The organism is Propionibacterium australiense (assembly GCF_003666605.1).
In the GTDB taxonomy this organism is placed as follows: domain Bacteria; phylum Actinomycetota; class Actinomycetes; order Propionibacteriales; family Propionibacteriaceae; genus Propionibacterium; species Propionibacterium australiense.
Genome location: NZ_RCIV01000007.1, coordinates 1 through 23,564 on the forward strand (window position 1 = coordinate 1; position 23,564 = coordinate 23,564).

The 23,564-nt window shown below is 69.0% G+C and carries 22 protein-coding genes and 1 tRNA gene; 12 read left to right on the forward strand and 11 right to left on the reverse strand.

Going from position 1 to position 23,564, the window contains the following annotated elements:
• Window positions 1-414: 414 nt before the first annotated feature.
• Entirely contained in the window at window positions 415-990 is a 576-nt protein-coding gene (locus D9T14_RS06815; protein WP_119162196.1) for an NUDIX hydrolase, read from the forward strand.
• Window positions 991-1,012: 22 nt separating this feature from the next.
• Here D9T14_RS06815 and D9T14_RS06820 read toward each other — a convergent pair whose 3' ends face one another.
• Both D9T14_RS06820 and D9T14_RS06825 read right to left on the reverse strand, forming a co-directional pair.
• Complete coding sequence (locus tag D9T14_RS06820; RefSeq protein ID WP_170175757.1) at window positions 1,013-2,695, reverse strand: DNA repair helicase XPB; 1,683 nt, start codon at window positions 2,693-2,695, stop codon at window positions 1,013-1,015.
• A gap of 212 nt (window positions 2,696-2,907) precedes the next feature.
• On the reverse strand, window positions 2,908-4,629 hold the full coding sequence (locus D9T14_RS06825; protein ID WP_126464275.1) for a serine/threonine-protein kinase: 1,722 nt from the start codon (window positions 4,627-4,629) through the stop codon (window positions 2,908-2,910).
• 157 nt (window positions 4,630-4,786) lie between these two features.
• On the opposite strand from D9T14_RS06825, the gene D9T14_RS06830 reads away from it, so the two are divergent.
• The gene (locus tag D9T14_RS06830) at window positions 4,787-7,243 is read left to right on the forward strand and encodes an ATP-binding cassette domain-containing protein (RefSeq protein ID WP_119162193.1); all 2,457 of its coding nucleotides are present in this window, start codon (window positions 4,787-4,789) and stop codon (window positions 7,241-7,243) included.
• A 6-nt stretch (window positions 7,244-7,249) separates the two neighbouring features.
• Here D9T14_RS06830 and D9T14_RS06835 read toward each other — a convergent pair whose 3' ends face one another.
• Entirely contained in the window at window positions 7,250-9,424 is a 2,175-nt protein-coding gene (locus tag D9T14_RS06835; RefSeq protein ID WP_119162192.1) for a helicase-associated domain-containing protein, read from the reverse strand.
• On the reverse strand, window positions 9,421-10,527 hold the full coding sequence (locus D9T14_RS06840) for a hypothetical protein (protein ID WP_119162191.1): 1,107 nt from the start codon (window positions 10,525-10,527) through the stop codon (window positions 9,421-9,423). Before D9T14_RS06840 ends, D9T14_RS06835 begins: the two co-directional genes overlap by 4 nt.
• A gap of 158 nt (window positions 10,528-10,685) precedes the next feature.
• On the opposite strand from D9T14_RS06840, the gene D9T14_RS06845 reads away from it, so the two are divergent.
• Entirely contained in the window at window positions 10,686-11,072 is a 387-nt protein-coding gene (locus tag D9T14_RS06845; RefSeq protein ID WP_119162190.1) for a cold-shock protein, read from the forward strand.
• Entirely contained in the window at window positions 11,072-11,854 is a 783-nt protein-coding gene (locus tag D9T14_RS06850; RefSeq protein WP_119162189.1) for a DUF3027 domain-containing protein, read from the forward strand. Before D9T14_RS06845 ends, D9T14_RS06850 begins: the two co-directional genes overlap by 1 nt.
• 256 nt (window positions 11,855-12,110) lie before the next feature.
• Here the strand turns inward: D9T14_RS06850 and D9T14_RS06855 are convergent, their stop codons facing one another.
• Window positions 12,111-12,995 (reverse strand): hypothetical protein, encoded by an 885-nt coding sequence (locus D9T14_RS06855; RefSeq protein WP_126464274.1) that lies wholly within the window; start codon window positions 12,993-12,995, stop codon window positions 12,111-12,113.
• A gap of 39 nt (window positions 12,996-13,034) precedes the next feature.
• On the opposite strand from D9T14_RS06855, the gene D9T14_RS06860 reads away from it, so the two are divergent.
• The 4 genes from D9T14_RS06860 to D9T14_RS13645 all read left to right on the forward strand — a co-directional run bounded on the left by D9T14_RS06860 (window position 13,035) and on the right by D9T14_RS13645 (window position 15,727).
• Window positions 13,035-14,576, forward strand: a complete 1,542-nt coding sequence (locus D9T14_RS06860) for an NCS2 family permease (RefSeq protein ID WP_119162187.1) — start codon at window positions 13,035-13,037, stop codon at window positions 14,574-14,576.
• A gap of 26 nt (window positions 14,577-14,602) precedes the next feature.
• Complete coding sequence (locus D9T14_RS06865) at window positions 14,603-15,040, forward strand: hypothetical protein (protein ID WP_119162186.1); 438 nt, start codon at window positions 14,603-14,605, stop codon at window positions 15,038-15,040.
• 96 nt (window positions 15,041-15,136) lie between these two features.
• Window positions 15,137-15,274 (forward strand): hypothetical protein, encoded by a 138-nt coding sequence (locus D9T14_RS13640; protein WP_170175756.1) that lies wholly within the window; start codon window positions 15,137-15,139, stop codon window positions 15,272-15,274.
• A 111-nt stretch (window positions 15,275-15,385) separates the two neighbouring features.
• Window positions 15,386-15,727 carry a hypothetical protein gene (locus D9T14_RS13645; RefSeq protein WP_170175755.1) on the forward strand — a complete coding sequence of 114 codons (342 nt, stop codon included), beginning with the start codon at window positions 15,386-15,388 and terminating at the stop codon, window positions 15,725-15,727.
• 18 nt (window positions 15,728-15,745) lie between these two features.
• Here the strand turns inward: D9T14_RS13645 and serC are convergent, their stop codons facing one another.
• Entirely contained in the window at window positions 15,746-16,870 is a 1,125-nt protein-coding gene (gene serC / locus D9T14_RS06875; protein ID WP_119162185.1) for a phosphoserine transaminase, read from the reverse strand.
• A gap of 226 nt (window positions 16,871-17,096) precedes the next feature.
• Between serC and D9T14_RS06880 the strand changes: the two genes are divergently transcribed.
• Together D9T14_RS06880 and trxA are read left to right on the forward strand one after the other, a co-directional pair.
• Complete coding sequence (locus D9T14_RS06880; protein WP_119162184.1) at window positions 17,097-17,786, forward strand: metal-dependent transcriptional regulator; 690 nt, start codon at window positions 17,097-17,099, stop codon at window positions 17,784-17,786.
• A 122-nt stretch (window positions 17,787-17,908) separates the two neighbouring features.
• Window positions 17,909-18,253, forward strand: coding sequence for a thioredoxin (gene trxA, locus D9T14_RS06885; RefSeq protein WP_119162183.1), 345 nt, complete (start codon window positions 17,909-17,911; stop codon window positions 18,251-18,253).
• A gap of 308 nt (window positions 18,254-18,561) precedes the next feature.
• Here trxA and D9T14_RS06890 read toward each other — a convergent pair.
• Window positions 18,562-18,634: transfer RNA gene (locus D9T14_RS06890), tRNA-Arg, on the reverse strand.
• Window positions 18,635-19,071: 437 nt separating this feature from the next.
• Between D9T14_RS06890 and D9T14_RS06895 the strand changes: the two genes are divergently transcribed.
• Window positions 19,072-20,445, forward strand: coding sequence for a UTP--glucose-1-phosphate uridylyltransferase (locus D9T14_RS06895; RefSeq protein WP_119162182.1), 1,374 nt, complete (start codon window positions 19,072-19,074; stop codon window positions 20,443-20,445).
• Window positions 20,442-20,819, forward strand: a complete 378-nt coding sequence (locus D9T14_RS06900; RefSeq protein ID WP_119162181.1) for a hypothetical protein — start codon at window positions 20,442-20,444, stop codon at window positions 20,817-20,819. The genes D9T14_RS06895 and D9T14_RS06900 overlap by 4 nt, the downstream gene beginning before the upstream one ends.
• Window positions 20,820-20,909: 90 nt before the next feature.
• Here the strand turns inward: D9T14_RS06900 and mscL are convergent, their stop codons facing one another.
• The 4 genes from mscL to D9T14_RS13310 all read right to left on the reverse strand — a co-directional run bounded on the left by mscL (window position 20,910) and on the right by D9T14_RS13310 (window position 23,552).
• Window positions 20,910-21,308: a large conductance mechanosensitive channel protein MscL gene (gene mscL / locus D9T14_RS06905; RefSeq protein ID WP_119162180.1), complete on the reverse strand. Its 399-nt coding sequence runs from the start codon at window positions 21,306-21,308 to the stop codon at window positions 20,910-20,912.
• 218 nt (window positions 21,309-21,526) lie between these two features.
• Entirely contained in the window at window positions 21,527-22,159 is a 633-nt protein-coding gene (locus tag D9T14_RS06910; RefSeq protein WP_119162179.1) for an SAF domain-containing protein, read from the reverse strand.
• A gap of 111 nt (window positions 22,160-22,270) precedes the next feature.
• On the reverse strand, window positions 22,271-22,615 hold the full coding sequence (locus D9T14_RS06915; RefSeq protein WP_119162178.1) for an FmdB family zinc ribbon protein: 345 nt from the start codon (window positions 22,613-22,615) through the stop codon (window positions 22,271-22,273).
• 262 nt (window positions 22,616-22,877) lie between these two features.
• Window positions 22,878-23,552, reverse strand: coding sequence for a 5-formyltetrahydrofolate cyclo-ligase (locus tag D9T14_RS13310; protein WP_170175754.1), 675 nt, complete (start codon window positions 23,550-23,552; stop codon window positions 22,878-22,880).
• Between the last annotated feature and the right edge of the window lie 12 nt (window positions 23,553-23,564).

The window sequence follows — 23,564 nt, forward strand, 5'->3', positions numbered from 1 at the left end:
TTAAGCCTTCCAGCGCCGATGGTACTGCACGCGCCAGCGTGTGGGAGAGTAGGAAACCGCCGCACACAACCCTTCAATGGTGCCCCCGCCAGTGATCGTGGCGGGGGCACCACCACTTAACACGGGGCACTGTTTGACCACGGGACACTTTTGATGGGGCCTGCGAAAAGTGGCACAGCCTTCGTGTCCGGGGGCCAACCTCACACGACCCTGACGAGGGGATGAGCCCAAGGCACCCCAGGGGGACGCACCACTCAACAGACCCGATGCCCCAAGGGCTTGGCCGTTGCCATGAGGCTGTGCACGGTTCTGAGGAATGCGGGCCCGACGAGGGCGATGGCGTCATGGGTTCGACTCATCGTGGAGGGGACCATGCGCTGGGCCATCAGATACCGGCCGCTAGCGTATGGTGTCATGAACGTCGACGATGATCTCGAGCACCGCCCCTTCGTCACAGTCGAGCCCGCCGACCGCGTGATTCGTCGCCGCAGGGGCGCCAGGGTGCTGGTCCTGGCAGGCGACCGGGTGCTCCTCGAACAGGACACCGACCCCGGGCTTCCCGAACTGACCTGGTGGGTCACCCCCGGTGGGGGAGTCGACAAGGGGGAGACCTTCGCGCGTGCAGCTGTACGCGAGCTGCGTGAGGAGACCGGTCTGATCGTCGGCGAGGAGGAGCTCATCGGACCCATCGCCCGGCGCCTGACCCACCACGGCTACACCGATCAGGTTCTCGTACAGGCAGAGGAGTTCTTCGTCGTCCGCACCGAGCACTTCGAGGTGGACACCTCTGGCTACACGGCAGAGGAGAGGAGAACCCTGCTGCACACCGCCTGGATGACCCGGGACGAGGTCGCGGCCGCCACCGTCTGGCCCAGCCGGATCCTCGAACTGTGGGATCTCGGCCAGGGCGACTTCGTGGACCTGGGCGCGGTTGAGGAGTCGACGATACCGCTCACCGATGAGCAGCGGGTCTTCCTGAACCTGGCCTGAGCGGCAGCGCCTGCGGCGGTTCTCAGCCCCGGCCCTCCAGCGCCACCTCGTCGGCGTCGATGATCCGGTAGGCGTAGCCCTGCTCGGTGAGGAATCGTTGCCGGTGCTGGGCGTAGTCGGCGTCCACGGTGTCACGGGCCACCACCGTGTAGAAGTGTGCCGCGTTGTCCCGTGCGTCGAGGCGACCGGGCAGCTGCTGTTTGGGTCGCAGCAACCGGCCGAGCCGCTGCGCCTCCTCCTGGCGCGAGCCGAAGGTGCCCGAGACCTGGATCGCCACTTGGGCCGCAGGCAGGTCGATGGAGAAGTTCGCCACCTTGCTCACCACGAGCAGGTCGATGGCGCCGGCACGGAACTCGTCGTAGATCCGTTCGCGGCTCCTCGTGCTCGTCCCGCCCGTGATGATCGGGCAGCCCAGGGCGTCGGCGAGTTCGGTGAGCTGGTCGACGTACTGGCCGATGACGAGAGTGGGCACGCCCCGGTGCACCTCGACGAGAGCGCGTACGACATCGAGCTTGGCGCTCGCCGTGGACGCCAGCCGGTACCGCACGTCGGCGTCCGCCAGCGCATAGGCCATCCGCATGTCCCCCGGTAGGTCGACCCGCACCTCGATGCAATCGGCGGGCGCGATGTAGCCCTGGGCCTCGATCTGACGCCACGGGGCGTCGTAACGTTTGGGCCCGATGAGGCTGAAGACGTCGGCCTCATGGCCGTCCTCGCGGACGAGGGTGGCGGTGAGGCCCAGACGGCGGCGGGCCTGCAGATCCGCTGTCATCCGGAAGACCGGTGCCGGCAGCAGATGGACCTCGTCGTAGACGACCAGCCCCCAGTCGCGGGCGCTGAAGAGCTCGAGATTCGGGTGGATTCCGTTCCGCTTGGTCGTGATGACCTGGTAGGTGGCTATCGTCACCGGACGGATCTGCTTCTTCGCGCCCGAGTACTCGCCGATCTCGTCCGCCGTGAGGCTCGTCCGAGCGAGGAGTTCGGCCCGCCACTGGCGAGCCGAGACGGTGTTCGTCACCAGGATGAGCGTCGTCGCGCCCGCCAGCGCCATCGCGGCCGCGCCGACGATCGTCTTGCCGGCCCCGCAGGGCAGGACGACGACGCCGGAGCCGCCCTCCCAGAAGGCCTTCGCCGCCTCGTCCTGGTAGGCCCGCAGCTTCCAGCCGTCCTCGGCGAGCGAGATCGGATGGGCCTCGCCGTCCACGTAGCCGGCGACGTCCTCGGCCGGCCAGCCCAGTTTGAGCAGCGCCTGCTTGAGCCGGCCCCGTTCGGACGGGTGGACGAGCACCGTCGTCGTGTCGATGGCCTGCCCCAGCAGGCCCCTGGTCCGTGCGCTGCGGCGTACCTGCGTCAGGACGGCCTCGTCGGTCGAGGTGAGGACCAGCCCGTGCGCGGGGTCCTTGTCGATGCGCAGCACCCCGTAGCGGCCCATCGTCTCGGCGATCTCGATGAGCAGGGCCGATGGCACCGGGTACCTGGAGTAGGTGAGCAGCGCATGAACGATCTGCTCGGCGTCGTGGCCGGCCGCCCGGGCATTCCACAGCCCCAGCGGGGTCAGGCGGTAGGTGTGGACGTGCTCTGGGGCGCGCTCCAGTTCGGCGAAGGGAGCGATCGCGGCGCGGGCGTCGTCGGCCAGCGGATGCGCGAGCTCGAGCAGCACGGTGCGATCGGACTGGACGATCAAGGGGCCGTCATTGTTCATCACTGTTCAGTATGCGTCCCCGCCGCAAGCCGGGAACGCCCCGTCGGGGTGCTCGCCGTGCAGTGCCACGGCCCACGTCTCCTGCCGGCGGCGCCGGGCCGGGGCGCCCTCGGCGGGGACCTCCTGCCGGCACGGGCAGGATGCTCGTGCGGGCGCCGCGCGGAGGACGCGGGTCGGGCCGCCAGCCGACCATGGGGTAGCGCCGTGCCCAGGGGTCAGCCGTGCGGCACCGTCAGCTGCCTGGGCAGGCAGCTGTTGAGCAGCGCATCGCCTGACAGGTTCGGGTAGAGGCTGGAGCAGACCGCCAGCCCGGCGTCATAGCTGTCGATGCCCCCGGGGTCGGCGATGGTCACCCAGGTGTCCTCGGGCAGCGAGAAGATCTGCTTGCCGAAGTCACCGCCCTTGAGCAGGAGCATGGAGTGGATGCCGTGGGCCGCCGCGTACTGGACGTTCTCCTGGTACCTGTCGTAGATGTCGGGAAGCGTGAAGGTGTGCGAACCGTCGGCCGTGGTCTGCTGCGGGTCGTAGATGCCCTCGTACTTGCTGTCGATCTGCAGCACCCAGCGGCCGTCGAGCACCAGGTTCTGCATGCTGCGGCTGCGCGCGTCGTTCAGCTCGTTGAGGGCGTGGGTGCGTTCGTCGACACTGGGTGTCGGGGTGGGGGTCGGGGTCGGTGTCTCGCTGGTGGCCGAGGTGGAGGGCTCGGGGGAAGCCGGTTCCTCCGCATTGTCGCGGTCCTTGAACAGGACGATGCCGATGACGATCGCGGCCACGAGCAACGTGGCCAGGGCGATGATGATCGCCGTCTTGACGCCGCCGCCCCTGCCTGGTTTCTGGCCGGGGACGGACTGGGAGACGCCGTTCGGGGGATAGCCGGGCTGCACGTGCGGGAAACCGATCGCGCTCAGCCCGTTCGCGTTCGTGACCGGCCATGCCGGCGTACCGGTCGTCGCCGCGCCGCTGGCCCAGCCCGAGGCGCCGGTGCTCTGACCGGTCCCGCTGCCGAGCATCGTCGCGGCCAGCCCGGGGGCCAGCACGGTGTTGCTGGGGGCATCGACCGGGACGGGAGGCGGAGGAGTGCGCAGGGGCGTCAGAGCTGGCAGCTCCAGCGTCTGGTCGCTCGCCTCGCGGAGGGCATGCGCAGCCTGGGCGGCCGACTCGGGGCGGCGGGAGGGATCCTTGCGGGTCAGCCAGACCAGGATGTCCCAGATCCGGTCGTCCAGGCCGTCCGGCCGGCCCGGGTCGAAACTCAGCTGCGCCTGCATCGCCGCCGCCGGGTTCCGGTCTGCGAAGGGGGTGACGCCGGTGGCCAGTTCGTAGAGCATGATGCCGAGCGAGTAGAGATCGCTGGCCGGCGTCGGTGTCTGGTTCATGAGGAGCTCGGGCGCCATGTAGTGCGGGGTACCGGCGACCATCGTCGGGTTGGCGGCGCCGAGACCGGTCTCGGTCAGGCGGGAGACCCCGAAGTCGGTGATGCGGGGGACGAGTTCGGTGCCGGTCTCGTCGACGAGGACATTGGCGGGTTTCATGTCACGGTGGACGATGTGCTGCTCGTGGATCGCCTGCAGCCCCTCGGCCAGTTCTGCGCACACCAGGGCGGCGTCGGACTGGGTGAAGGTTCCCGCTGCCTTGAGCATCTGACGCAGATCGGGGCCCTCGACGATGTCCATGATGATCGCCAGGGTCTCCCCCTCGACGACGAGGTCGTGCACGCCGACGACATTGGGATGATCCACGCTCAGCAGCAGATTGCGCTCGGCGACGAAGCGCTTCACCATCTCGCTGTTCCCGCTGATGTCAGGGCGGAGGATCTTCGCCGCGAAGAGATGTCCCTCGGCGTCCTTGGCGCGCCAGACCTCGCCCATTGCACCATCGTTGATGTGGGACACCAGCCTGTAGCGGCTTCCCAGGGGCTCGTCGGGGCTGTGCGTCGTCACGGTGCCTCTCCGTGGGGTGGGATACTGATGGGTGTGTCTGTGCCACCGAGGTCGCACAGACGAGCGCTGTCAGGCGCCCCCTGACATAGTACGGTAGAGCAACTCAGGGACGACAGGGGTGGAGACCGCAGCGTCCCACCGGCAGGAAGTGACAGGAATGAACGGACCCGCGTGGCGGGACGATGAGACGGTCGCTGTCGTCGCGGCAGGTCCGGTCCGGTACCCGCTCGTCGCGGGAGCGACCATCAGGATCGGCCGTGATCCGGTTTGCGACATCGTCGTGAACCATCCGCTCGCCTCGCGCCGCCACGCCCAGATCAGTGCCGACCACTCGGGCGTTGTCCTGGTCCGCGACCTGGGCAGCGCCAACGGCAGTTTCGTGGCCGGTCGGCGCGTCTCGGAGTTCGCCGTCGCCGAGGGCAGCGTGCTCAACCTCGGTGCGGTCGACGGCCCGGCCGTCACCATCACGCGCAGCCCGGTGCCGTCCGCGATGGAGAAGCAGCCCCCGGGCGGGGCCCGTCCCGACTCGCTCATTCCGCTGACGACCGTCCCGGCCGGGGCTGACGGACCGGACCGGCGAACCATGCGACACGGGCCGCTGAACCCGGTCACAGCGGTGGGGACGGGGGCGATCGGGGCCGTTCGCGACCCGGCCGCCGGTGCCGGGCCGGGCGAGACCGTGCTCGTCACCGCGGACCGGGTGGCCCGCGGTGAGACGATCACCATCGGCAGGGCGCCCTCGAACACCATCGTGCTGGACGATCCACTCGTCTCCCGCCACCACGCGCGCCTGACCGGCAGCCCCCAGGAGGGCTACCGCGTCGAGGACCGCTCCAGCCTCAACGGCGTCCAGATCAACGGCCGTCCCGCGCCGAGCGGCAGCATCTTCCGGGCCGGCGACCTGCTCGGTGTCGGTCGCACCACGCTGCTCATCAGCGACGGGCGCATCGTCACGCCCGAGCCCGCCCAGACGGCGCTCATCGCCGACGAGCTGGGATTCGACATCAAGAGCCATGGCGAGCGCAAGGTCCTGCTCGACAAGGTGAGCTTCCAGGTGCAGGTGGGGGCACTGGTGGCGGTCATCGGCCCGTCCGGGGCCGGCAAGTCGACGCTGCTGCGCGCCATCACCGGTTCGCAGCCGGCCACCAGCGGCAGCGTCATCTACCGCGGCGCCGACCTGTACGAGAACTTCGCCAATCTGCGCCAGCGCATCGGCGTCGTCCCGCAGGATGACGTCGTCCATCGCAGGCTCACCGTTCGCAAGGCACTGCGGTACGCGGCCCAGCTGCGCCTGCCCGCCGACTACGACGCACAGGCCCGTGAGCACGAGGTCGACCGCGTCATCGGCGATCTCGGCCTGACCGAGCACGCCGACACCCTCATCAGCCGTATCTCCGGCGGCCAGCGCAAGCGCGTCTCGGTGGCCCTCGAACTGCTCACCCAACCCGAACTGCTGCTCCTCGACGAACCCACATCGGGGCTCGACCCGGGAATGGACAAGTCCGTCATGGAACTGCTGCGCGCCCAGGCCGATGGCGGCCGGGCGGTGCTCGTCGTGACCCACAGCACCGACAACCTCGCACTGTGCGACCAGGTACTCATCCTGGCCCCCGGCGGAGGAGTCGCCTACTTCGGCCCGCCGTCGGAGGTACTCGGCTACTTCGGTGCTGCGCGCTACGCGGAGGTCTTCCAGTCGCTGTCGGACGACCCGGCCCGGCACATCGGCCGGTACCGTCAGTTGCATCCGAGCACGCCGGCCCCGGCACCCACCTCCACACCGGAGATGACCAGCCCCCCGCGGCTGCGGCGGGGCCGCCAGTGGCGCACGCTCATCTCGCGTCAGCTCGCCGTCATCGTCTCGGACCGCTCGTACGCGGTCTCGACGCTCCTCCTGCCGATCATCGTCGGGCTGATGGCACTGGCCATTCCCGGTGAGGGCGGGTTCGGCCGCCCCGGCCCCGACAACCCCGGGGAGCCCAATCAGCTGCTCGTCATCATCACCGTCGGCGCCGGGTTCATGGGCATGGCGGCCACCATTCGCGAACTGATCGGCGAACGGGCCATCTTCCTGCGAGAACGCGCCGTGGGCCTGTCACCGGTGATCTACACGGGCGCGAAGATCTTCGTGCTGTTCATGCTGACACTCATCCAGAGCACGCTGCTGGTGTCCGTCGTGCGGCTCGGCAAGAGCGGCCCGGGGGACGGGATCTGGGCGGACGGCACCATCGAACTGGCCATTGCCGCATTCGGCACGGCCTTCGCGTCGGGCATGATCGGCCTGCTCCTGTCAGCAGTCGTCACCAGCTCCGAGCAGACGATGCCGGCCCTGGTCATCGCGGTGATGGCCCAGCTCGTGCTGTGCGGCGGCCTCATCGAGGTCACCGGGCGTTCGGTGATGGAGATCGTCGCGGCCATCGCGCCGAGCCGATGGGGTTACGGGCAGGCCGCGGCGACGATGGATCTGCGCCGGCTCAATCCGCAGGTCGCCGATGACCCGCTGTGGGAACACGCCCTCGGCGTGTGGCTGCACGGGCTCATCGGCCTGGTCACGATCAGTGTCGTCGCCGGCGTGCTGACCCTCGTGCGCCTCACGCGGCAGCGGTCATCGGTCTGACCGGCTTCAGCCCTGCTCCGCCACGCCCGGCCCGACCCAGGTGATCCGGGCCAGCGGCAGGTCGATCCGTCCGGCTGCGCGGCGCACCAGGTGCGCCACTCCTGCGGACAGCGACAGCACCCGCATGAGGTGACGCTGCGGGGCGCCGTCACCGTCCACCCAGCCGACCTCCACCCACGAGTCGGTGCCGTGTGCACCGGTCAGGGCGGAGAGGATCTGCTCGGCGCCCATGCCGCCCGATGTCTTCTGCGCCAGGGTCCGGGCCAGGCGCGCCACGTCGACGGACCTGCCGGCGGGCGTGGCGGGGGCGGGTGCCCTGCGGGGCGCGGGCGTCGTATAGGCCTCGCCGCTGGAACGTTCGGCGACCGGGGCGAGGCCCATGCCCCGGAGCATTGCGACGAGTTCGGCGGGTTCGGCGCTCGACGCGATGACGCCGGGCGCGAGCTCGCGCAGCCCGAGCTCCGCGGCGTTCGCGTCAGCCAGGATCGCCGCGGCCCCGCTCGGGTCCGCCACCTGGACGACCGCACCGACCGGGATGACCCGCACCGCGCCGTGGGCTCGTGCCGTGTCGGTGATGAGCGTCGACAGGGGATCCGGCAGCGGGGCCTCGGGGCCCCCGGCGCCGTGCTCGCGCAGCCAGCCGGTGATCGCCTCGGCCGACCAGCCGGCGTCCAGGGCACGGTTGATCGAGGCCCGGGTGAAACGGAAGGTCGCCGCCGCGCCGTGCGACTCGCGGTCGGCCAGTTCGCCGATCACGCGGGCCGTCTCGTGATCGAGTGGGGCCGGGGCGACTGCCGTCAGGTCCGACTGCATCAGCAGTGTGTCGCCGAAGTCGGCGAAACCAGGATCGGGCAACGCGGGCTCGGCCACGGCCCGGACGAGCACGGTCGTTCGGTCGAAGGCGAGCAGGCCGAGCCAGCGGGCCTCGGCGACGAGCTCGGCGGCGTACTGCCGCCACAGCTCCTGGTGTTCGGCGCCGACCAGTCCCGGCCTGCGCCAGGCGAGTCGTTCGGCGAGGGAGTCCTCGTCCACGGCGGTGCCCGGCGCGGCGGTGGCCAGTTCGTCGAGGGCGGCGGTCCGCAGCGCCGCCGCCCGGGGCTGTGCGGCCCCGGGCCACCAGCCCAGCCCGGTCCAGGCCGTGGCCAGCGCGCGCCAGCGCCCGTACCCGGGATGGTCCAGGAAACTGTCGTACGCGGTCGTTGCCAGCCAGTTGCGAGAGTGGGCCACGAGCAGGCCGGCGTGCCGCACGAGCGCCAGCAGGAAGCGGCTCTCGCTCGGTTCGTCCTCGGTGCTCTCACCGAGAACGCGGGCGACGGCCGTCAGGTCGCGTTTGGACATCTCTCCGCTGGTCAGCGGCCTCGGGGTCCGGGTGCCTAGGTCGTCGAGCACCACCTCGACGTGGCTGATGAACTCCTGGGCCGATCCGATGGCTGCCCTGTCGAGCAGTTCCGGGCCGAGACTGGCGCCGAGCGCGCTGGATGATGCGGGCCAGTCGGGTACGTGGGCGGGCGGTACGGCCTGGACGAAAAGGCCCTTGCGCAGGTGCAGGGCGAGCTCGCGGGGGAGGACGACCTGGTCGGGGCCGGTCGGGGCCAGTAGCCCGTGGGCGAGCAGCAGATCCATCGTCGATTCGGCATCGGCGATGCTCACCGGGCGGTCCGCCCTGCGCACGGTGCCGTTCGGCGGTCCCCACTGCAGGCGGCTCAGGACTCGTGCCCCCTCCTCCCCGACCGCGTCCAGCCCGGCCAGGATGGCTTCCTCCGGCAGGGGCCTGGCCGAGGGCGCTGCCAGCCCGCACGGGTGGGGGCCGAAGACCGCCCGGGCCCCCTGGGTCAGGGTGACCGGCTCGCCCCAGGCGAGGGCCAGGTCGGTCAGCCGCGTGAGCGCCGCGGCTATCTCGTCGTCGTGCCCGCTCAGAGCGAGCGCCCCGGCCAGGTTCTCGACCGTGACCGCACCACCACCGGCCTCCCACGCCGCCATGACGTGGGCGATGCACAGCACCCATGCGTCGAGGCCTTCGAGCGCGCGTGCCGCCGAGGAACGGGACGATGCCCGCTCGGCCAGTTCGGTGATGTCGCGTGGGGGCGGGCTGGTCAGGTCGGGGCGCGATCTCAGCAGGTGCTCGAGGGCCTGCGGTGTCCACTGCTGGAGGCTTGCTGCCAGCGAGCGGGGAGCGTTCATCCGTTCGGCCTCGGCCTGCCGGGGTAGCCCGGGTACGGCGGCTGGGGCCCGCCGGGCTGCCCGGGCCGCTGGGCAGGGGCGGGCGCGGTGTGCATGGGCGGGCCGGGAACGGGATGGGGCGGGGCGCCGCCCCGGGAGGGCTGGGTCCACCCGGCTGCACCGTTCGGGAAGCTGTGTCCCGTGTTGTCAACCGGCGGCCGTGGTACGGCCCAGGTCATGGTCCGGGCCTGCGCGGCCGTGACGAGACGGCCGGTCCGGGCCAGGTCGGAGCGGGTGAGCCGTGGGCTCGCGAGGAGCATCGCCAGACAGACCCATCGCGCCACCGAGTTGCCCACGGAGAGCGGCTCGGCGCGGCCCGCGAGCAGGGTCAGCAGGATGACGAGCGTCATGATCCCGAGCGCGACGAGGAAGGCGGCGCGCAGGAAACGTCTCGAGCGTGACTGGGTCATCGACAGGATCCACGCCACGATGAGCGCGGTGAGGGCGAGGGGCCGGACGATGAAGCCGATGGCAAGGACCCACAACATTCCGACGCCGGTGGCGCGCAGCAGGTTCCCGACCCCATAGGGCCGGGGCCCGGTGTCGGTGAGGATGACCAGGGGGCCGGTCAGCCAATCGGGGGTCTCCTGCGGTCCCGCCGCCCCAGCACCGGACCACGAACCCTCCATCGGATAGTTGTTCACGGTCTGCCGGCCCTGACCGGCTGCCGGGGGCTGCTGACCCGGGGCGGCCGGCACGACGAGTGAGGAGGCGTCCGGCGGGGCGAACAGCGCGCCCGACGACGGTGTGGGGCCGCCGGAGAGCTCGAATGGCTCACGCGGATCGTGCTCCTCAGGCCGGGAACTGGCCAGCAGCGACATGCTCTCGAATGGCTCGTGCGGGTCCCGCGGGGCATGGCTCGCCGGGGCGAGTGACTCCAGGGCCGGCCCGGGCTCGGCCGGCGACTGGATCGCGTCGGGGCGAGCCATGGCGCCGCTGACCTCGACAGCCGGCTGCCTGGCCGGCGAGCTCAGGGGCTCGGCCTTCGGCTGCGCGAACGCAGACGGCGCCTCACGAGGAGCGCCGTCCAGCGTGAGGGTGTCGAAGATGCGTGGCCCTGCCATGGCGTCAATTCTATTGGCGGCCACGTGCAGGCCCACGCCCTGCGCCTCGTCACCACCACCCGAGACGCAGGGTTGCCCGTCTCGATAACCTTGAAGTGGTCTTCTGTCTCCGCGTGAGGAGGAGCGGCCACGGCAGTCCGGAAGAATGAGGTGACGAGATGCCGAGCGGCAGGGTGCGTTTCTTCGACTCCGAGAAGGGTTTCGGATTCATCACGAAGGATGATGGCGAGGGAGAGGTGTACTTCCGCTCCACCGCGCTGCCCGCTGACGTGACCAGCGTCAAGCGGGGCCAGCGCGTCGAGTTCGGCGTCATCGAGGGCCGGCGTGGCGAGCAGGCGCTGTCGATCACCTTGATCGACCCGCCGCCGTCACTGTCCAAGGCCTCCCGCCGCAAGCCCGAGGACCTGGCCGTGATGATGGAGGACCTCATCAAACTGCTCGACGGCCTGTCGAACGGATACCGCCGCGGCCGTCATCCCAATCAGAGTCAGGCCACCAAGATCGCGACCATGTTGCGTGGCGTGGCCGACGAGCTGGAGAAGTAATGCCATCTGCGCGAACCGCCACCAAGACCGACACGGTGCTGGCCGCGGCCGTCGACCTCGCGTGCAGCGCGGCCACCCACCAGGCCGGTGACTTCGGGGTGGGGGAGTACCTCGGCTGCGAGCTCGAGGGCGAACGCCTGCTCACCCACTACTTCGCGTGCCCCCACAGCGGCTACCGGGGCTGGCGCTGGGCCGTCACGCTGACGCGACCCCCGAGGGCCCGCACGGCCACCGTCGACGAGGTCGTCCTGATCCCCGGCGACGACGCGCTGCTCGCCGCCGCATGGGTGCCGTGGGCCGACCGGGTCCGTCCCGGCGACGTCACCCCCGGCACGCTGCTGCCCACCGCCGACAACGATCCCCGGGTGGAGCCCGGTTTCACCGGCGGTGAGATGGCCGCGGACGAGGACCCGGCGGAGTGGAGCGCCACCCGAGACGTCGTCTCCGAACTCGGGCTGGGGCGCGAGCGCGTGCTCTCCCACGAGGGTCGTTCGCGCGCCGCCGAACGCTGGCTCGGCGGGGAGGGCGGCCCCGACAACGCCTCGACCAGGCAGGCCCCGGGCCTGTGCGTCGAGTGCGCCTACTTCCAGCGCATCACCGGGTCGCTCGGCGCGCTCTTCGGGGTGTGCGCCAACGAGTACTCCCCGCGCGACGCCAAGGTCGTCAGCGTCGACCATGGGTGCGGCGGCCACTCGAACGTCGTCGCTGACCAGCGTGGCGTCGACCTGCCCTCGCCCGTCTACGACACGATCGGCGCCGAGGACACGGCGATCTTCGACTAGATGAGTGAGTCCGCTCGGGTTTAGTGGTCGCAGGTGGTCAGTGAGTGTTTGATGACTGCCCCGGCACCGCCACACCAACTCAACCAATTCGGACGCACTCATCTAATGAGACTTATTCACAGCCTCAATGAATCAGGTCATGACTAGGGATTTCAGTTCGCTCTGAGCCTCTGTGGATAAGCCTCGATACAGAGGTGCTCGCCCGCTGTTGCAGCGGGCGAGCACCTCCATCTCTTGGTCGGTCGTGTTCGTCCGGTCAGTCGGCAGCGGTCATTGAAGAGACATTCTTTTTGCCATTCCTGATGAGGAAGCTCGCACCTGTCATGAGCACACCGATGACGACCAAGGCGATCCCGGCGGCATTGGCAATGGTGCCGAGCAGGCCCCAGCCGTAGGCGCTGAGCAGTAGCCCTCGCAGGTTGTTGCCGTTGAGCAGCACGTTGTAGCGCAGCTCGGTGAGCTCAGCAGCCCTGGCGGCGATGGTGTTGTCGGTGGTCGGATCGGCGATTTCGGCCTTGACCAGGGCGGCAACCTCCTTCTCGGAGGCGTTGGGGTTTGCTGCCGCGATCTCCTTCGTCAGAGCCTCCTCCTGCTCCTCGATGAGCTCGCCGAGAGTGGCGAAGGTCGCTGTCTGAGGATCGAGGCCCGCCTTCTTCACGGCATTGGCCATGTGGTCCTGAATCATCATCGAGTAGGCCTTGGCCTGGGCTCCGGTCGTCAGGGGTTGCCCGGCGTAGGGCGTCAGCGCATCAGCAGTCTCTTCGGTTATGGCTCCCGCGCTCAACTGACCAGTGATGACTTCACTCGTAGGTACGGTGATGGCTTGGTCGCTGAGCTGAGAGTCGATGAAGTTTGCTGTGAACCTGCCACCGAAGATTGCTGCTCCGCCGACGAGAATGAGAACAACGCCGACGATCCTCGTCAGCGTTCTGTAGACATGGGATTCCATAGCTCCTTCCAGCATAAGCTTATTGTTGATTTTTGAAGTAAAGTGCATGCTATAGCCCCAGGCTCCTCTTTCGAAGCCTTTCGCGGCAAGCGAAGTGGCTTGCCCGCCACGGCGCGCCCCGGCGGGACCATTTCCATCGCTGGCTGCTGCTCCAGGTGGCGTGACGGGCTGGTATGAGCGTTCCGTGGTCATTGTCCGACGCCGCCTAGTGAGGCGGTTACCATATCGGCCATGGCGTCTGTGTCCCCTGAAAAAACCCTGGAAGCTCCGTCCTTCGTCGAGCGCTGGTTCCGTGTCGCCGAACGCGGCTCGTCGATCGGTCAGGAGCTGCGCGGCGGCCTGGTGACCTTCTTCACCATGGCCTACATCCTCGCGCTCAACCCGCTGGTCATCGGAACCGCTGCCGACTCGCAGGGCAACCTGATCTCGGGCGCCCCCAAGTTCACCGATGCAGCGGCTGGCATCGTCGACCAGGCGGCGGTCAGCCATTCGATCGCCATGGTCGCCGCCGCGACGGCACTCATCGCCGGCATCAGCACGATCCTCATGGGCGTCATCGGACGATTCCCGATCGGTCTCGCCGCGGGCCTGGGCCTGAACGCCATGTGCGCCTACGTCATCGCGCCGAACTCCACCTGGCCGCGGACGATGGGCATGATCCTCATCGAGGGCATCATCATCACCCTGCTCGTGCTGACCGGGTTCCGCGAGGCCGTCTTCCGCGCCGTGCCCCGTGAACTGCGCGTGGCGATCTCGGTCGGCATCGGCCTGTTCGTCGCCTTCGTCGGCCTTGTCGACGCCAACATCGTCACCCCGGGTTCGGGCACCCCGGTGCAGCTGGGGCTGAACGGTTCGCTCGGCACGCTGCCGCAGCTCCTCTTCGTCATCGGCCTGCTGATCCTGTTGTTCCTGTACGTGCGCGCCAGGCGGGGGGCGATGCTCATCGCCATCATCGCGACGACCGTGATCGCCATCGTCGTCCAGGCCCTCACCAGGATCCCCGAGACGCTGTCCGACGGGAGCACCAACCCGGAGGGCTGGGCGCTCAACGTGCCGGCGTGGCCCGGCCTCTCCGCCTTCGTCGCCCCCGACCTGGGGCTCTTCGGCCGTGTCGACCTGGTGGGTGCCTTCGCCAACGCCGACGGACAGTTCACCCTCGCCAGTGTGCTCGGCGCCGTCATGCTCATCTTCTCGCTGCTGCTGGCCGACTTCTTCGACACGGTCGGCACGGTCGTGGCGGTGGGCGCCGAGGGAGACATCCTCGACGAGAACGGAGAGCCGCCGCACCTGCGCGGCGTCCTGCTCGCGGATTCCCTCGCGGCGGTGCTCGGTGGCCTGGGCTCCACCTCGTCCAACACCTCGTACATCGAGTCGACCGCGGGCGTCGCCGAGGGCGCCCGCACCGGCATCGCCTCGGTCTTCACCGGCATCTGCTTCCTGCTGGCGACCTTCCTGTCGCCACTGACGAACATGGTGCCCTCGGAGGCCGTCGCCCCGGTGCTCGTGCTCGTCGGTTTCCTCATGATGCAGCAGGTCGGGGAGATCGACTGGCACCACCTGGTCGATGCCATCCCGGCCTTCATCACGATCGTGCTCATGCCCTTCAGCTACTCGATCTCGGTGGGCATCGGCGCGGGCTTCGTCATCTTCATCGTGCTCAAGGTCTTCCAGGGCAAGGCACGCCACATCCATCCGCTCATGTGGGTGGTCGGCGCGCTGTTCGTCATCTACTTCGCCTCGGACGTCATCAACGGCGTGATCGCCAGCGCATAGCCGCACCGGCACGACAGAGGAGGCCAGTGGACAAGCCCGGACACCGCAGCAGACGGCTGCTCGTCGTCTCCGTCGTCCGCACCGTGTTCCTCGCACTGGCCCTGGTGGCCGTCCACGTCGTCGGCCCGTCGTTCGGCATCTGGCTGGTGCCTCCGTCACCGCGCGCCCACGGCGAACGCGCCATCGCGCTGATGGGCCAGAGCCTGCACGCCCACGGCGCCGTATGGGGCCAGAAGCGGGCCGAGGCCCTCGAGGCGATCACCGCCGCACGGAGCCGCGGCGAGGTCAACGAGATCATCGCCGATGCGCTCACGGTGGCCGGCGGCCCGCACTCCTTCCTCCTCACCGGCGCCGAACAGCAGCAGATCGAGCAGGACTACCAGGCCCCGACGCATCGGATGGACGGCGGCGTCGTGACCGTCGGTCTCCCCGCGTTCATGGGCACAGCGGGCCAGGGGCAGTAGTACGCCGATGAACTCGCCGGTACCCGCGAATTCGGGCAGCCGACGCGCGGCCATGCCTCGGTGAACCAGGGTTTCCCGCTCCACGGTGGACTCACCATGTTCCTCACCATCGGCGAGACCGTGGACCGCCAGAGCGTGCGATTCGGTGAGGCCCCCATCGAGCCCGACGAACCCGTCGGCCTCGGCGAGGCCGCTGCTGCCCGGCTGTGGCTGGCCGCCCAGGGATGCCGGTGAGGCCCAGAGGCAGTCATGGGATGCCGCGGGGCCACCGTACCCGGTTCTTCTTCGGCCACTCCGGAGGGGCCTGCGGGCCATGCGACACGGTCAGCGCATAGAGTGGCCGCCGTGGACAACCACCAGGACAGCACCAGGACGCCAATGCATCGCCGTGTGAGGGCGGCCCTCGCCGGCATCGCACTCATGCTCGGGTTGCTGACGCCGGCTCCCGTGCTGGCCGAGACTGTGCCGGCCCAGCCGGCGCCCCAGACCACGGCGACGGCCACGGCGGACGGGGACACGACCGAGACGCAGTCAGCCAGGTCGGGAACCACGCTCGAAACCCCGGTGGCGAGCGGCTCGCTCAGCCGCAAGAAGACGATCGCCGCGCTGGTCCTCGGTTTCGTCGTCGCGGCCGCCGCGGCGGTGTTCGCCCTGCGTCGTTCGGCGCGGGACAACCGGCTGGGCTGATTCTCGGTCCGCCGCGGCTCAGGCCGTGATGCGCTCGATCACCCAGTCGATGCAGCCGAGGAGCCGGCTCACGTCATCGGGGTCGACGGAGGCGAAAGCACCGATGCGCAGCTGGTTGGGTCCCAGCGCCCGGTAGGGCTCGATGTCGAGGATCCCGTTGGCGCGCAGCGTGCTGCACAGCAGCGGGGCGTCGACCGCCTCGTCGAGGACGATGGTCGTCACGACGGGGGAGCGCAGCGCCGGGTCCGTGACGAACGGGCGGGCGAGCCGGCTGGTCTCGATCCATTCGTGGATGCGGCGGGTGGACTCCCGGGTACGTGCGGTGACGAAGTCCATGCCGCCGTTGTCCAGCATCCAGCCGAGCTGCTCGTTGAGCAGGATCAGTGTGGCCAGGGCCGGCGTGTTGAGCGTCTGGTCCTTCGCCGAGTTGCTGGCGGCCAGAGTCAGGTTGAGGGTGTCGGGCACCCAGCGGCCGTCAGGGCCGCTCGTGAGGCGGGCGGCGCGGTCCAGCGCTGCCGGGGAGCAGAAGGACAGCCACAGGCCGCCGTCGGAGCTGAAGTTCTTCTGCGGGGAGAAGTACAGGGCATCGGCCTGGGTGAGGTCGGCGTCGATGCCCCCGGCGGCACTCGTCGCATCGATGAGCACGAGGGCGTCATCAGCGGCACCCTCGAGGCGTTGCACCGGCATGACCACGCCGGTGGAGGTCTCGTTCTGCGCCCATGCGTAGGTGTCGGCATCGCTCGCGACGGCCGGCAGACAGCCGGAACCGAAGGGCGCCTCAGTGACGACAGGGGACTCCAGCCACGGCACTCGGGAGGCGGCGGAGGCGAACTTCTTGGTGAAGGAACCGTAGGAGGCATGCGAGGAACGCCGCTCGATGAGACTCACGCAGGCCAGGTCCCAGAAACTCGTCGCACCACCATTGCCCAGGGCCACCTGGTAGCCGTCGGGCATCGAGTAGAGCTCGGCCAGGCGTTCCCTGATCTGGGCCACGAGGGTGCGTACCGCGGGCTTGCGGTGGGACGTGCCCATCACCGGGCTGGAGGCCAGTGCGGCGAGCGCCTCGGGGCGCACCTTGGCCGGGCCGGAACCGAAGCGCCCGTTCTCGGGCAGGAGCTCAACGGGAATCACAAGATCACTCACCCCTCGATTCTCCCACCCCGCGCTCGGGATGGGAGAATGATCCCGGGCAGGGCCATGCGAGCACGAGGCGAGTGGCCCTCGGATCGGGCCGATGCGGTGAGAAACGCTCATTCGGTCGTGGCGACTGGCATTCAAGAGGCTGATGAGGGAACACTAGCCTTGGGGAATATTCGGGAAGACTCCACGGCTAGTCTTTTCAGGATCAAGACGAAGTGAGGGGCATGGTATGAGCGGCGATCTGATCGACACCTCGCAAATGTATCTGCGAACGGTTTTCGAGTTGGAGGAGGCGGACATCGAACCCAAGCGGGCCCGCATCGTCGACAGACTGCACCAGGCGGGTCCCACCGTGTCCCAGACGGTTGCCCGCATGGAGCGTGATGGTCTCCTGAGGCTGACCGAGGAGCGCACCATCGAACTCACCCGGCTGGGTTTCGAGCAGGCGCGTGATGTCATGCGGCATCACCGTCTGGCCGAGTGCTTCCTCATCAACGTGCTCGGAATCGACTACGCCAGGGCCCACGACGAGGCCTGCCGCTGGGAGCACGTGATGAGTGAGGATGTCGCCGAGCGCATGGCTGAGCGGCTGGGCAACCCCACGACCAGCCCGTATGGCGCCCCGATCCCCACCGCGACCGCACGCAAGGTGCGTCGCCTCGCCGACTACGGTCAGGGTCTGCGGTCGGCGATCGTGGACGGGTTGGCCAAGGCGGTCTTCGTCCTGGTCGACGAGCACCCGCAGACCGATCCGGACTTCATGACCCGGCTCGACGAGTCCCAGATCAGGCCCGGCGACATCGTGACCCTCGGCGAACGGGGCGGCGACTTCGCCCTGGTCAGCGAGGACGGCCAGCGCACGGTGATCGTCCCGCAGGAGTACGCGAGTTCGGTGCGGGTCAAGGCTGCTCACCGCTGACCACCTGAACACGCAGCAGCCTGGACCGTTAGCCGCGGGGAATATCCCGGCTGCCGTGATGTGTTCTAACAGGCGTCAGCGCCCGGCAGGAGCTGGGGGTTTTATTCTTCGAAAGGACGACCATGGCTAGCATCACACTGGACGAGGCCAATTTCGAGAGCACGGTGACATCCGGGGGCATCGTGCTCGTTGACTTCTGGGCCGAATGGTGTGGCCCCTGCAAGCGCTTCGGCCCGATCTTCGAGGACGCCAGCGGGAAGAACGAGGACATCGTCTTCGGTAAGGTCGACACCGAGAGCGCCCTGGACCTGGCAACACAATTGCAGATCCAGGCCATCCCCACGCTGATGGCCTTCAAGGACGGCAAGCTGCTGTTCCGAAACTCCGGCGCTCTCAACGCCGCACAGCTCGACAGCCTCATCTCGCAGGTTCGCGAGTACGAGCCCGGCAAGGATGAGAACGACTGAGGCCCGGACTGAGAGGCGCCATCGCCAGAGGCATGCGCGTCCTGCACCGGCCACAGCGGCCAGGGGCAGGACGCGCATGGCGTTCTGTGGTGGGACCAGTCGGCTCACCGGCGGGCATGACCAGGGGGCGCTCCAGTCTCGGTGAGATGACCCTAGCCCGCACAACCCGCAAGGGCGGCGCATTCGTCGGGGCCGGGCGCACGCTCCGAACCGGCCCGACTCCAGGGTTCTCGCATGGGCCCGGGCTGTGGCCACCCGCATCGCCCGGACGACTTGACCGAATGATCCGGGTGCCAGGCCCGTCTCGGCGGCCCCGAAAGGATTCGAACCTTCGACACGCGGTTTAGGAAACCGCTGCTCTATCCCCTGAGCTACGGGGCCTCGCCGCTCAGCCTAGTCGTCCGAGCAAGGGCGGGACAAAACGTTCCCGCGGCGGGCTGGCGGAAGACGTGCCCGGGTACTCGCAGGAAGAGCGTTTGCGCCGCCTAAGACAGGGCTCCGGGCATCGGGTCGGCCTGCTCGCGGGAAGATCCCGAGAACCGCGGGTCGTTGTTTCATAAACAATTCCTGAGGATTTCTCTCAGATCCTTGTCTGGCGCTCGACTGGCCCTATGATCGTTACCGGAGACGACGCCTTGCTGTTGTAGGTCTCCTGGGGGTGGGCAGACGGCTTCGGCTCCTCAGCGGGCGTCGTCTTCTTTCATGCCCGGATCCCTCACCCCCTCGCCCGGAATCTTCCACCGCCGGTCTTGCCGCTGTCGGCCGTCGGCGCGGCGAGTGCGCACGACCGGGGTGCCGCCGCTGGCTAGGCTGTGGGCATGAGTGAGCAAGGACTCCAGCAAGCCAAGCAGAAGATGATCGACGCAGGAGTCGGTCGCACGGCCATCGACGTGTTCAGCCACCATTACGAGCGGATCGCCTCGGGCGCCACCGGTCTGATCAGCGAGGACTCGATCCGCCCGGTGGAGGACGTGCCGGGTCTTGAGGACATCCAGGTCAGCGATGAGCAGGCCAGGCAGGCGCTCGACCGGACTGTTTTCATCAAGCTCAACGGCGGGCTCGGCACCTCGATGGGGCTGTCTCGGGCCAAAACGCTTCTCGAGGTGCGGGACGGCCGTAACTTCCTCGACATCATCGTCGCCCAGGTACTGGCCGCGCGCAGGACGTACGGTGTGCGCCTGCCCCTGCTGCTCATGGACTCCTTCAGCACCCACGACGACACGATCGCCGCCTTGGCGAAGTACCCGGAGCTGCCCGTCGACGATCTGCCGCTCGACTTCCTGCAGAGCAAGGAACCCAAGCTCTGGGCCGGCGATCTCACGCCCGCCGAATGGCCGGCAGATCCCGCACTCGAGTGGTGCCCGCCCGGGCACGGCGACATCTACGCGTCGCTCTACGACAGCGGTCTGCTCGACCGGTTGCTCGCCGCCGGCTACCGGTACGCCGCGGTCGCCAACTCCGACAATCTCGGGGCGGTCCCCGATGCGACGATCGCCGGCTGGTTCGCCGCCACCGGTGCCGCCTGGTGCTCGGAGGTGTGCGAGCGCACCCCCAACGACCGCAAGGGCGGGCACCTCGCCGTCCGCAAGGCCGACGGCCGGCTGGTCCTGCGCGACACCGCACAGACCGCCGACGAGGACATGGCGTACTTCACCGATGAGACGGTGCACCGCTACTTCAACACCAACAACCTGTGGTGGAATCTCGAGGCCCTCAAGGCCAGGCTCGACGAGTCCGGTGGTGTCCTCGACCTGCCGCTCATCCGCAACGTCAAGACCGTCGATCCCAAGGACCCCTCGAGCCCCGAGGTCATCCAGATCGAGAGCGCCATGGGCGCGGCCATCGAGCTGTTCGACGACGCCAGGGTGCTCAAGGTCGCCCGCGATCGCTTCGCGCCGGTCAAGAAGACCAATGAACTGCTCCTGCTGCGCTCGGACGTCTACGAGATCGGCGACGACGGCGTCCTCAAGGCCCAGGTGGAGCGCATCCCCGGTATCGACCTCGGCCCGGCCTACAAGTTCGTTCGCGAGTTCGACAAGCGCATACCCCATCCGCTGGGGCTGCGCCAGGCGAGTTCACTGACCGTCACCGGTGACTGGAGCTTCGGTTCGGGGGTCCAGGTGATCGGTGACGTCCTCCTCGGCGACGAGGGCGGCGTGGTTGCCGATACAGAGGTGCTGCAGGGCAGGTGAGTGCCGAACCGCAGTTCATGGCGGCCACCGCCTACGCCCTGGGCGGTGCGGCAGCCGCCGGCGTCGACGCGACCGGTGTCGCCTCCCCTGACGCTCTCGTCGCTCGTCTGGGCGAGGCCGGGTGGAGCGCGGCGAGGCTCCGCGCGTTCCGGGACGAGTGCCGCGCCGCGGCCCGGAAGTGGCCGCTGACTGTCCCGGCCGAGATCAGGGCGGGAGCCGGATTCGCCCAGCTGCACGCCTGGGTCCGGCAGTGCGTGTCGCTGCTCGACCTCGATGCGGTGGACGCCGGGGTGAGGGATCACCTGCGTCCACCCGATCGTGACGATCTGCGTCTCATGGGTGAGCGTCCTCCCCACCACGGTGAGGTCGGCTGACCCCGGGCCGGCGCAAACCTTCATGACATGTGAGAACACGAGAGGTCCCCGGCGGCACCGCTGTCCGGGGACCTCTCATATCGTGTGGGGTCAGGCCTGGGAGGCGTCTGCGGAAGGCTTGGCGCCGCCGTTGCTGGCGAGCAGATCGCGGATCTCGGTGAGGAGCTCGGTCTCGCTCGGCGGGACGTCCTCCTCCTCACCCTTCTTCAGACGATCCATCAGGGCGTTCATCGGCTTGACGACGGCGAAGTAGATCACCGCGGCCACCATGAGGAACGAGATGAGGGCGGTCAGGAAGGTGCCGACCGGGATGCCGCCGGGAGCCCAGTTGTCGAAGTTGGGTTCCCTGCCGCCCAGGACGAGTGCGATGACGCTCAGAAGGACGTTGGTGAAGGTGGACACGACCGTCGCGAACGCGGTGCCGATGATGAAGGCGACAGCGGTCTGAACCAGGTTGCCGCGCATGATGAACTCTTTGAAGCCCTGCATGTTTCTCCTCTTGACGTGGACTGGAATGGGCATGGCGCATGGTGCGCCGGGGGTGGGCTGTGCCCAACCGGGGTATCAGCCCCCAGCAGGGGCCGAACGTACCCAAGCCCACAAGTTTAGGGAAGATGAACATGCAATTACACATGTACCGCTTACTGACATGATTGTCATGGGACAAGGTGATTTGTGTTCTTCTCAGGGTTCTGACGGCCAAGAACTCAGGGTGCTTCCAGGATGATGCTCAGTTCGTACGAGGCCGAGGCCGCAGCCAGCATGCCGGCCTGATCGGCCTTTGCGGCGACGATGACGAGCGCACCGCCGGAACCCGAGCCGCTGAGCGAGCCCGATGCCTCGGGAGCGGGCAGTGCGGCGATGCGCACACGATCGACGATCGGGACCGGCTGACCCTCAGAGCCCAGGGCCACGACCGAGATGAGGTCGCCGACCTCGAGGACCGACGCGATGCCCTCGTCGGAGATGCGGAAGGGCACCAGCGACAGTCCATCGGACGTGGTGACGAGCGAGGAGTTGACGATGTCCTCACCGAGCAGCGTCGCACCACTGGGGCGCGGGGCGACGAGGATCTGCCCGATGACCTGGGCCGGATCGGTCAGCGCGGAGGACGGCGCCGACTGGGCCGGCAGCTCGGCGGTCGTGACGTCGTCGGCGCCGATCACGACACCAGCTGTCAGGGGGCGGGCACTGACGACCACCGTCCGGGTCGGCCCCGAGGAGGGGGACAGGGCCGCCAAGGCGAAGACCAGGGCGCAGGCCGCAGCGACAATGGCCAGGCCGCGCCGATGCCAGCGCACTGTTCGCAGGAGCGAGGAGATCCATCTGCCAGGGTTCATGCCCGCAGTGTGTCCGGCGGGGCTTGAACCCGGCAGTTGTCCACAGGTGTTGTCGGCGCCCCATTCGGGAGGGGCCTCGGGGACGCGCCGAGAGCTGGCGGGAGGGCCGGGTCAGGCGGCGGAGTCGCTCGGGGCGGAACTGCCCGCCGCGACGGCGGAGCCGCCGCCGGTGTCTTTCGCGGACGACGAGTCGGCTGATGACGACGAGTCGGCAGGGGTGCTGCCCGAGTCGGAATCGTGCTGGTCGGAGGCGGGTAGAGCGGCAGAGGTAGCGCCCTTCGAGCGGTTGTCGGTGGCGTAGAAGCCGGACCCCTTGAAGACGACGCCGACGGCGCTGAAGACCTTGCGCAGATGCCCCTCGCAGTTCGGGCAGACGGTGAGGGCGTCATCGGTGAACTTCTGAACGACCTCGAGATCGTTGTTGCAGTCGTTGCAGTGGTACTGGTAGGTGGGCATGTGCTCTTCTCGTCCTCACGCGCCCGGCAGGGTGCGCGGGCCGGGGCAATTCTACGTGCACGGGCGCTGAGGCGGAAACCGGCAGTCGCAGAACGAACCGGCACGCGTGCCGCCCCGGGGGCCGGCAGGCCGCTGACGGCGATGCCTCGGGCCCACCACAGCCGCACCATCCCGGTGCGGTCCCGGTGGGGACGCCGGTCCACGTAGGTGCGGTGCCGCTGTGCTCGTCCGCTCCCGACCCGGCCGGGACGGCTGCGGGTCCTCAGGCCGGTGTCGGCTTGGTGCGGCTGCTCGTGACGAAACCACTCATCGGGTGGTCGTGCGGCTCGCTGGGCAGCCGATCGACCACCTCGGCGTCGTTGACCAGCGCCCAGCAGGGGACCCCGCCCCTGGCGTGTTCCAGGGCCCTGTCGTACCAGCCGCCGCCGGTGCCGAGCCGGCTGCCGTCCAGTCCCACCCCGAGCGCCGAGACGAACACCAGGTCGGCCAGGGCGAGCGCGTCCGCCGGCAGCGCCTCGCCGGTCGGCTCGGGGATCGACCACAGTCCGGGTCCGAGCGCCTGCGGGCCCTCGTACCAGGCCCAGGCGACGTCGTGGCGGGGGGTGCCGTCGGGCAGCCTGCCGAGCACGGGCACGAGCACCCGATGGCCCGCGGCGCGCAGGGCCTCGACCAGTTCCAGGGTGTCCGGCTCGCCCGGCACCGACAGATAGCAGGCGATCACGGAGCCGGGGGCGAGGTCATGGGCGACGAGTTCGAGGGCCAGCCGGGCGCGGGACCGGTCGTCGGCCCGGCGCTGCGCATCGGTGACGGTGCTGCGCGCCCGCCGGGTTGCTTCGCGGATCGCCCTCTTCCGTCCGGCCGGATCGTTCCCGGGCGCCGTGCCTTCGTCGAGGGGAAGCCGCCGCGCGGTGCGTCCGTCCGGGCTGAGCTGAGGCATGCACATATCGTA

What these genes read in the sequence shown, in the direction of transcription:
- D9T14_RS06855 (WP_126464274.1), bottom strand. Translation starts at nt 12,995, where the DNA reads ATGACCACGGAACGCTCATACCAGCCCGTCACGCCACCTGGAGCAGCA.
- D9T14_RS06910 (WP_119162179.1), bottom strand. Translation starts at nt 22,159, where the DNA reads ATGAACCCTGGCAGATGGATCTCCTCGCTCCTGCGAACAGTGCGCTGG.
- D9T14_RS06815 (WP_119162196.1), top strand. Translation starts at nt 415, where the DNA reads ATGAACGTCGACGATGATCTCGAGCACCGCCCCTTCGTCACAGTCGAG.
- mscL (WP_119162180.1), bottom strand. Translation starts at nt 21,308, where the DNA reads ATGCAGGGCTTCAAAGAGTTCATCATGCGCGGCAACCTGGTTCAGACC.
- D9T14_RS06835 (WP_119162192.1), bottom strand. Translation starts at nt 9,424, where the DNA reads ATGAACGCTCCCCGCTCGCTGGCAGCAAGCCTCCAGCAGTGGACACCG.
- D9T14_RS06915 (WP_119162178.1), bottom strand. Translation starts at nt 22,615, where the DNA reads ATGCCCACCTACCAGTACCACTGCAACGACTGCAACAACGATCTCGAG.
- D9T14_RS06880 (WP_119162184.1), top strand. Translation starts at nt 17,097, where the DNA reads ATGAGCGGCGATCTGATCGACACCTCGCAAATGTATCTGCGAACGGTT.
- D9T14_RS06830 (WP_119162193.1), top strand. Translation starts at nt 4,787, where the DNA reads ATGAACGGACCCGCGTGGCGGGACGATGAGACGGTCGCTGTCGTCGCG.
- trxA (WP_119162183.1), top strand. Translation starts at nt 17,909, where the DNA reads ATGGCTAGCATCACACTGGACGAGGCCAATTTCGAGAGCACGGTGACA.
- D9T14_RS06850 (WP_119162189.1), top strand. Translation starts at nt 11,072, where the DNA reads ATGCCATCTGCGCGAACCGCCACCAAGACCGACACGGTGCTGGCCGCG.
- D9T14_RS06860 (WP_119162187.1), top strand. Translation starts at nt 13,035, where the DNA reads ATGGCGTCTGTGTCCCCTGAAAAAACCCTGGAAGCTCCGTCCTTCGTC.
- D9T14_RS13640 (WP_170175756.1), top strand. Translation starts at nt 15,137, where the DNA reads ATGTTCCTCACCATCGGCGAGACCGTGGACCGCCAGAGCGTGCGATTC.
- D9T14_RS06845 (WP_119162190.1), top strand. Translation starts at nt 10,686, where the DNA reads ATGCCGAGCGGCAGGGTGCGTTTCTTCGACTCCGAGAAGGGTTTCGGA.
- D9T14_RS06895 (WP_119162182.1), top strand. Translation starts at nt 19,072, where the DNA reads ATGAGTGAGCAAGGACTCCAGCAAGCCAAGCAGAAGATGATCGACGCA.
- D9T14_RS13310 (WP_170175754.1), bottom strand. Translation starts at nt 23,552, where the DNA reads ATGCCTCAGCTCAGCCCGGACGGACGCACCGCGCGGCGGCTTCCCCTC.
- D9T14_RS06840 (WP_119162191.1), bottom strand. Translation starts at nt 10,527, where the DNA reads ATGGCAGGGCCACGCATCTTCGACACCCTCACGCTGGACGGCGCTCCT.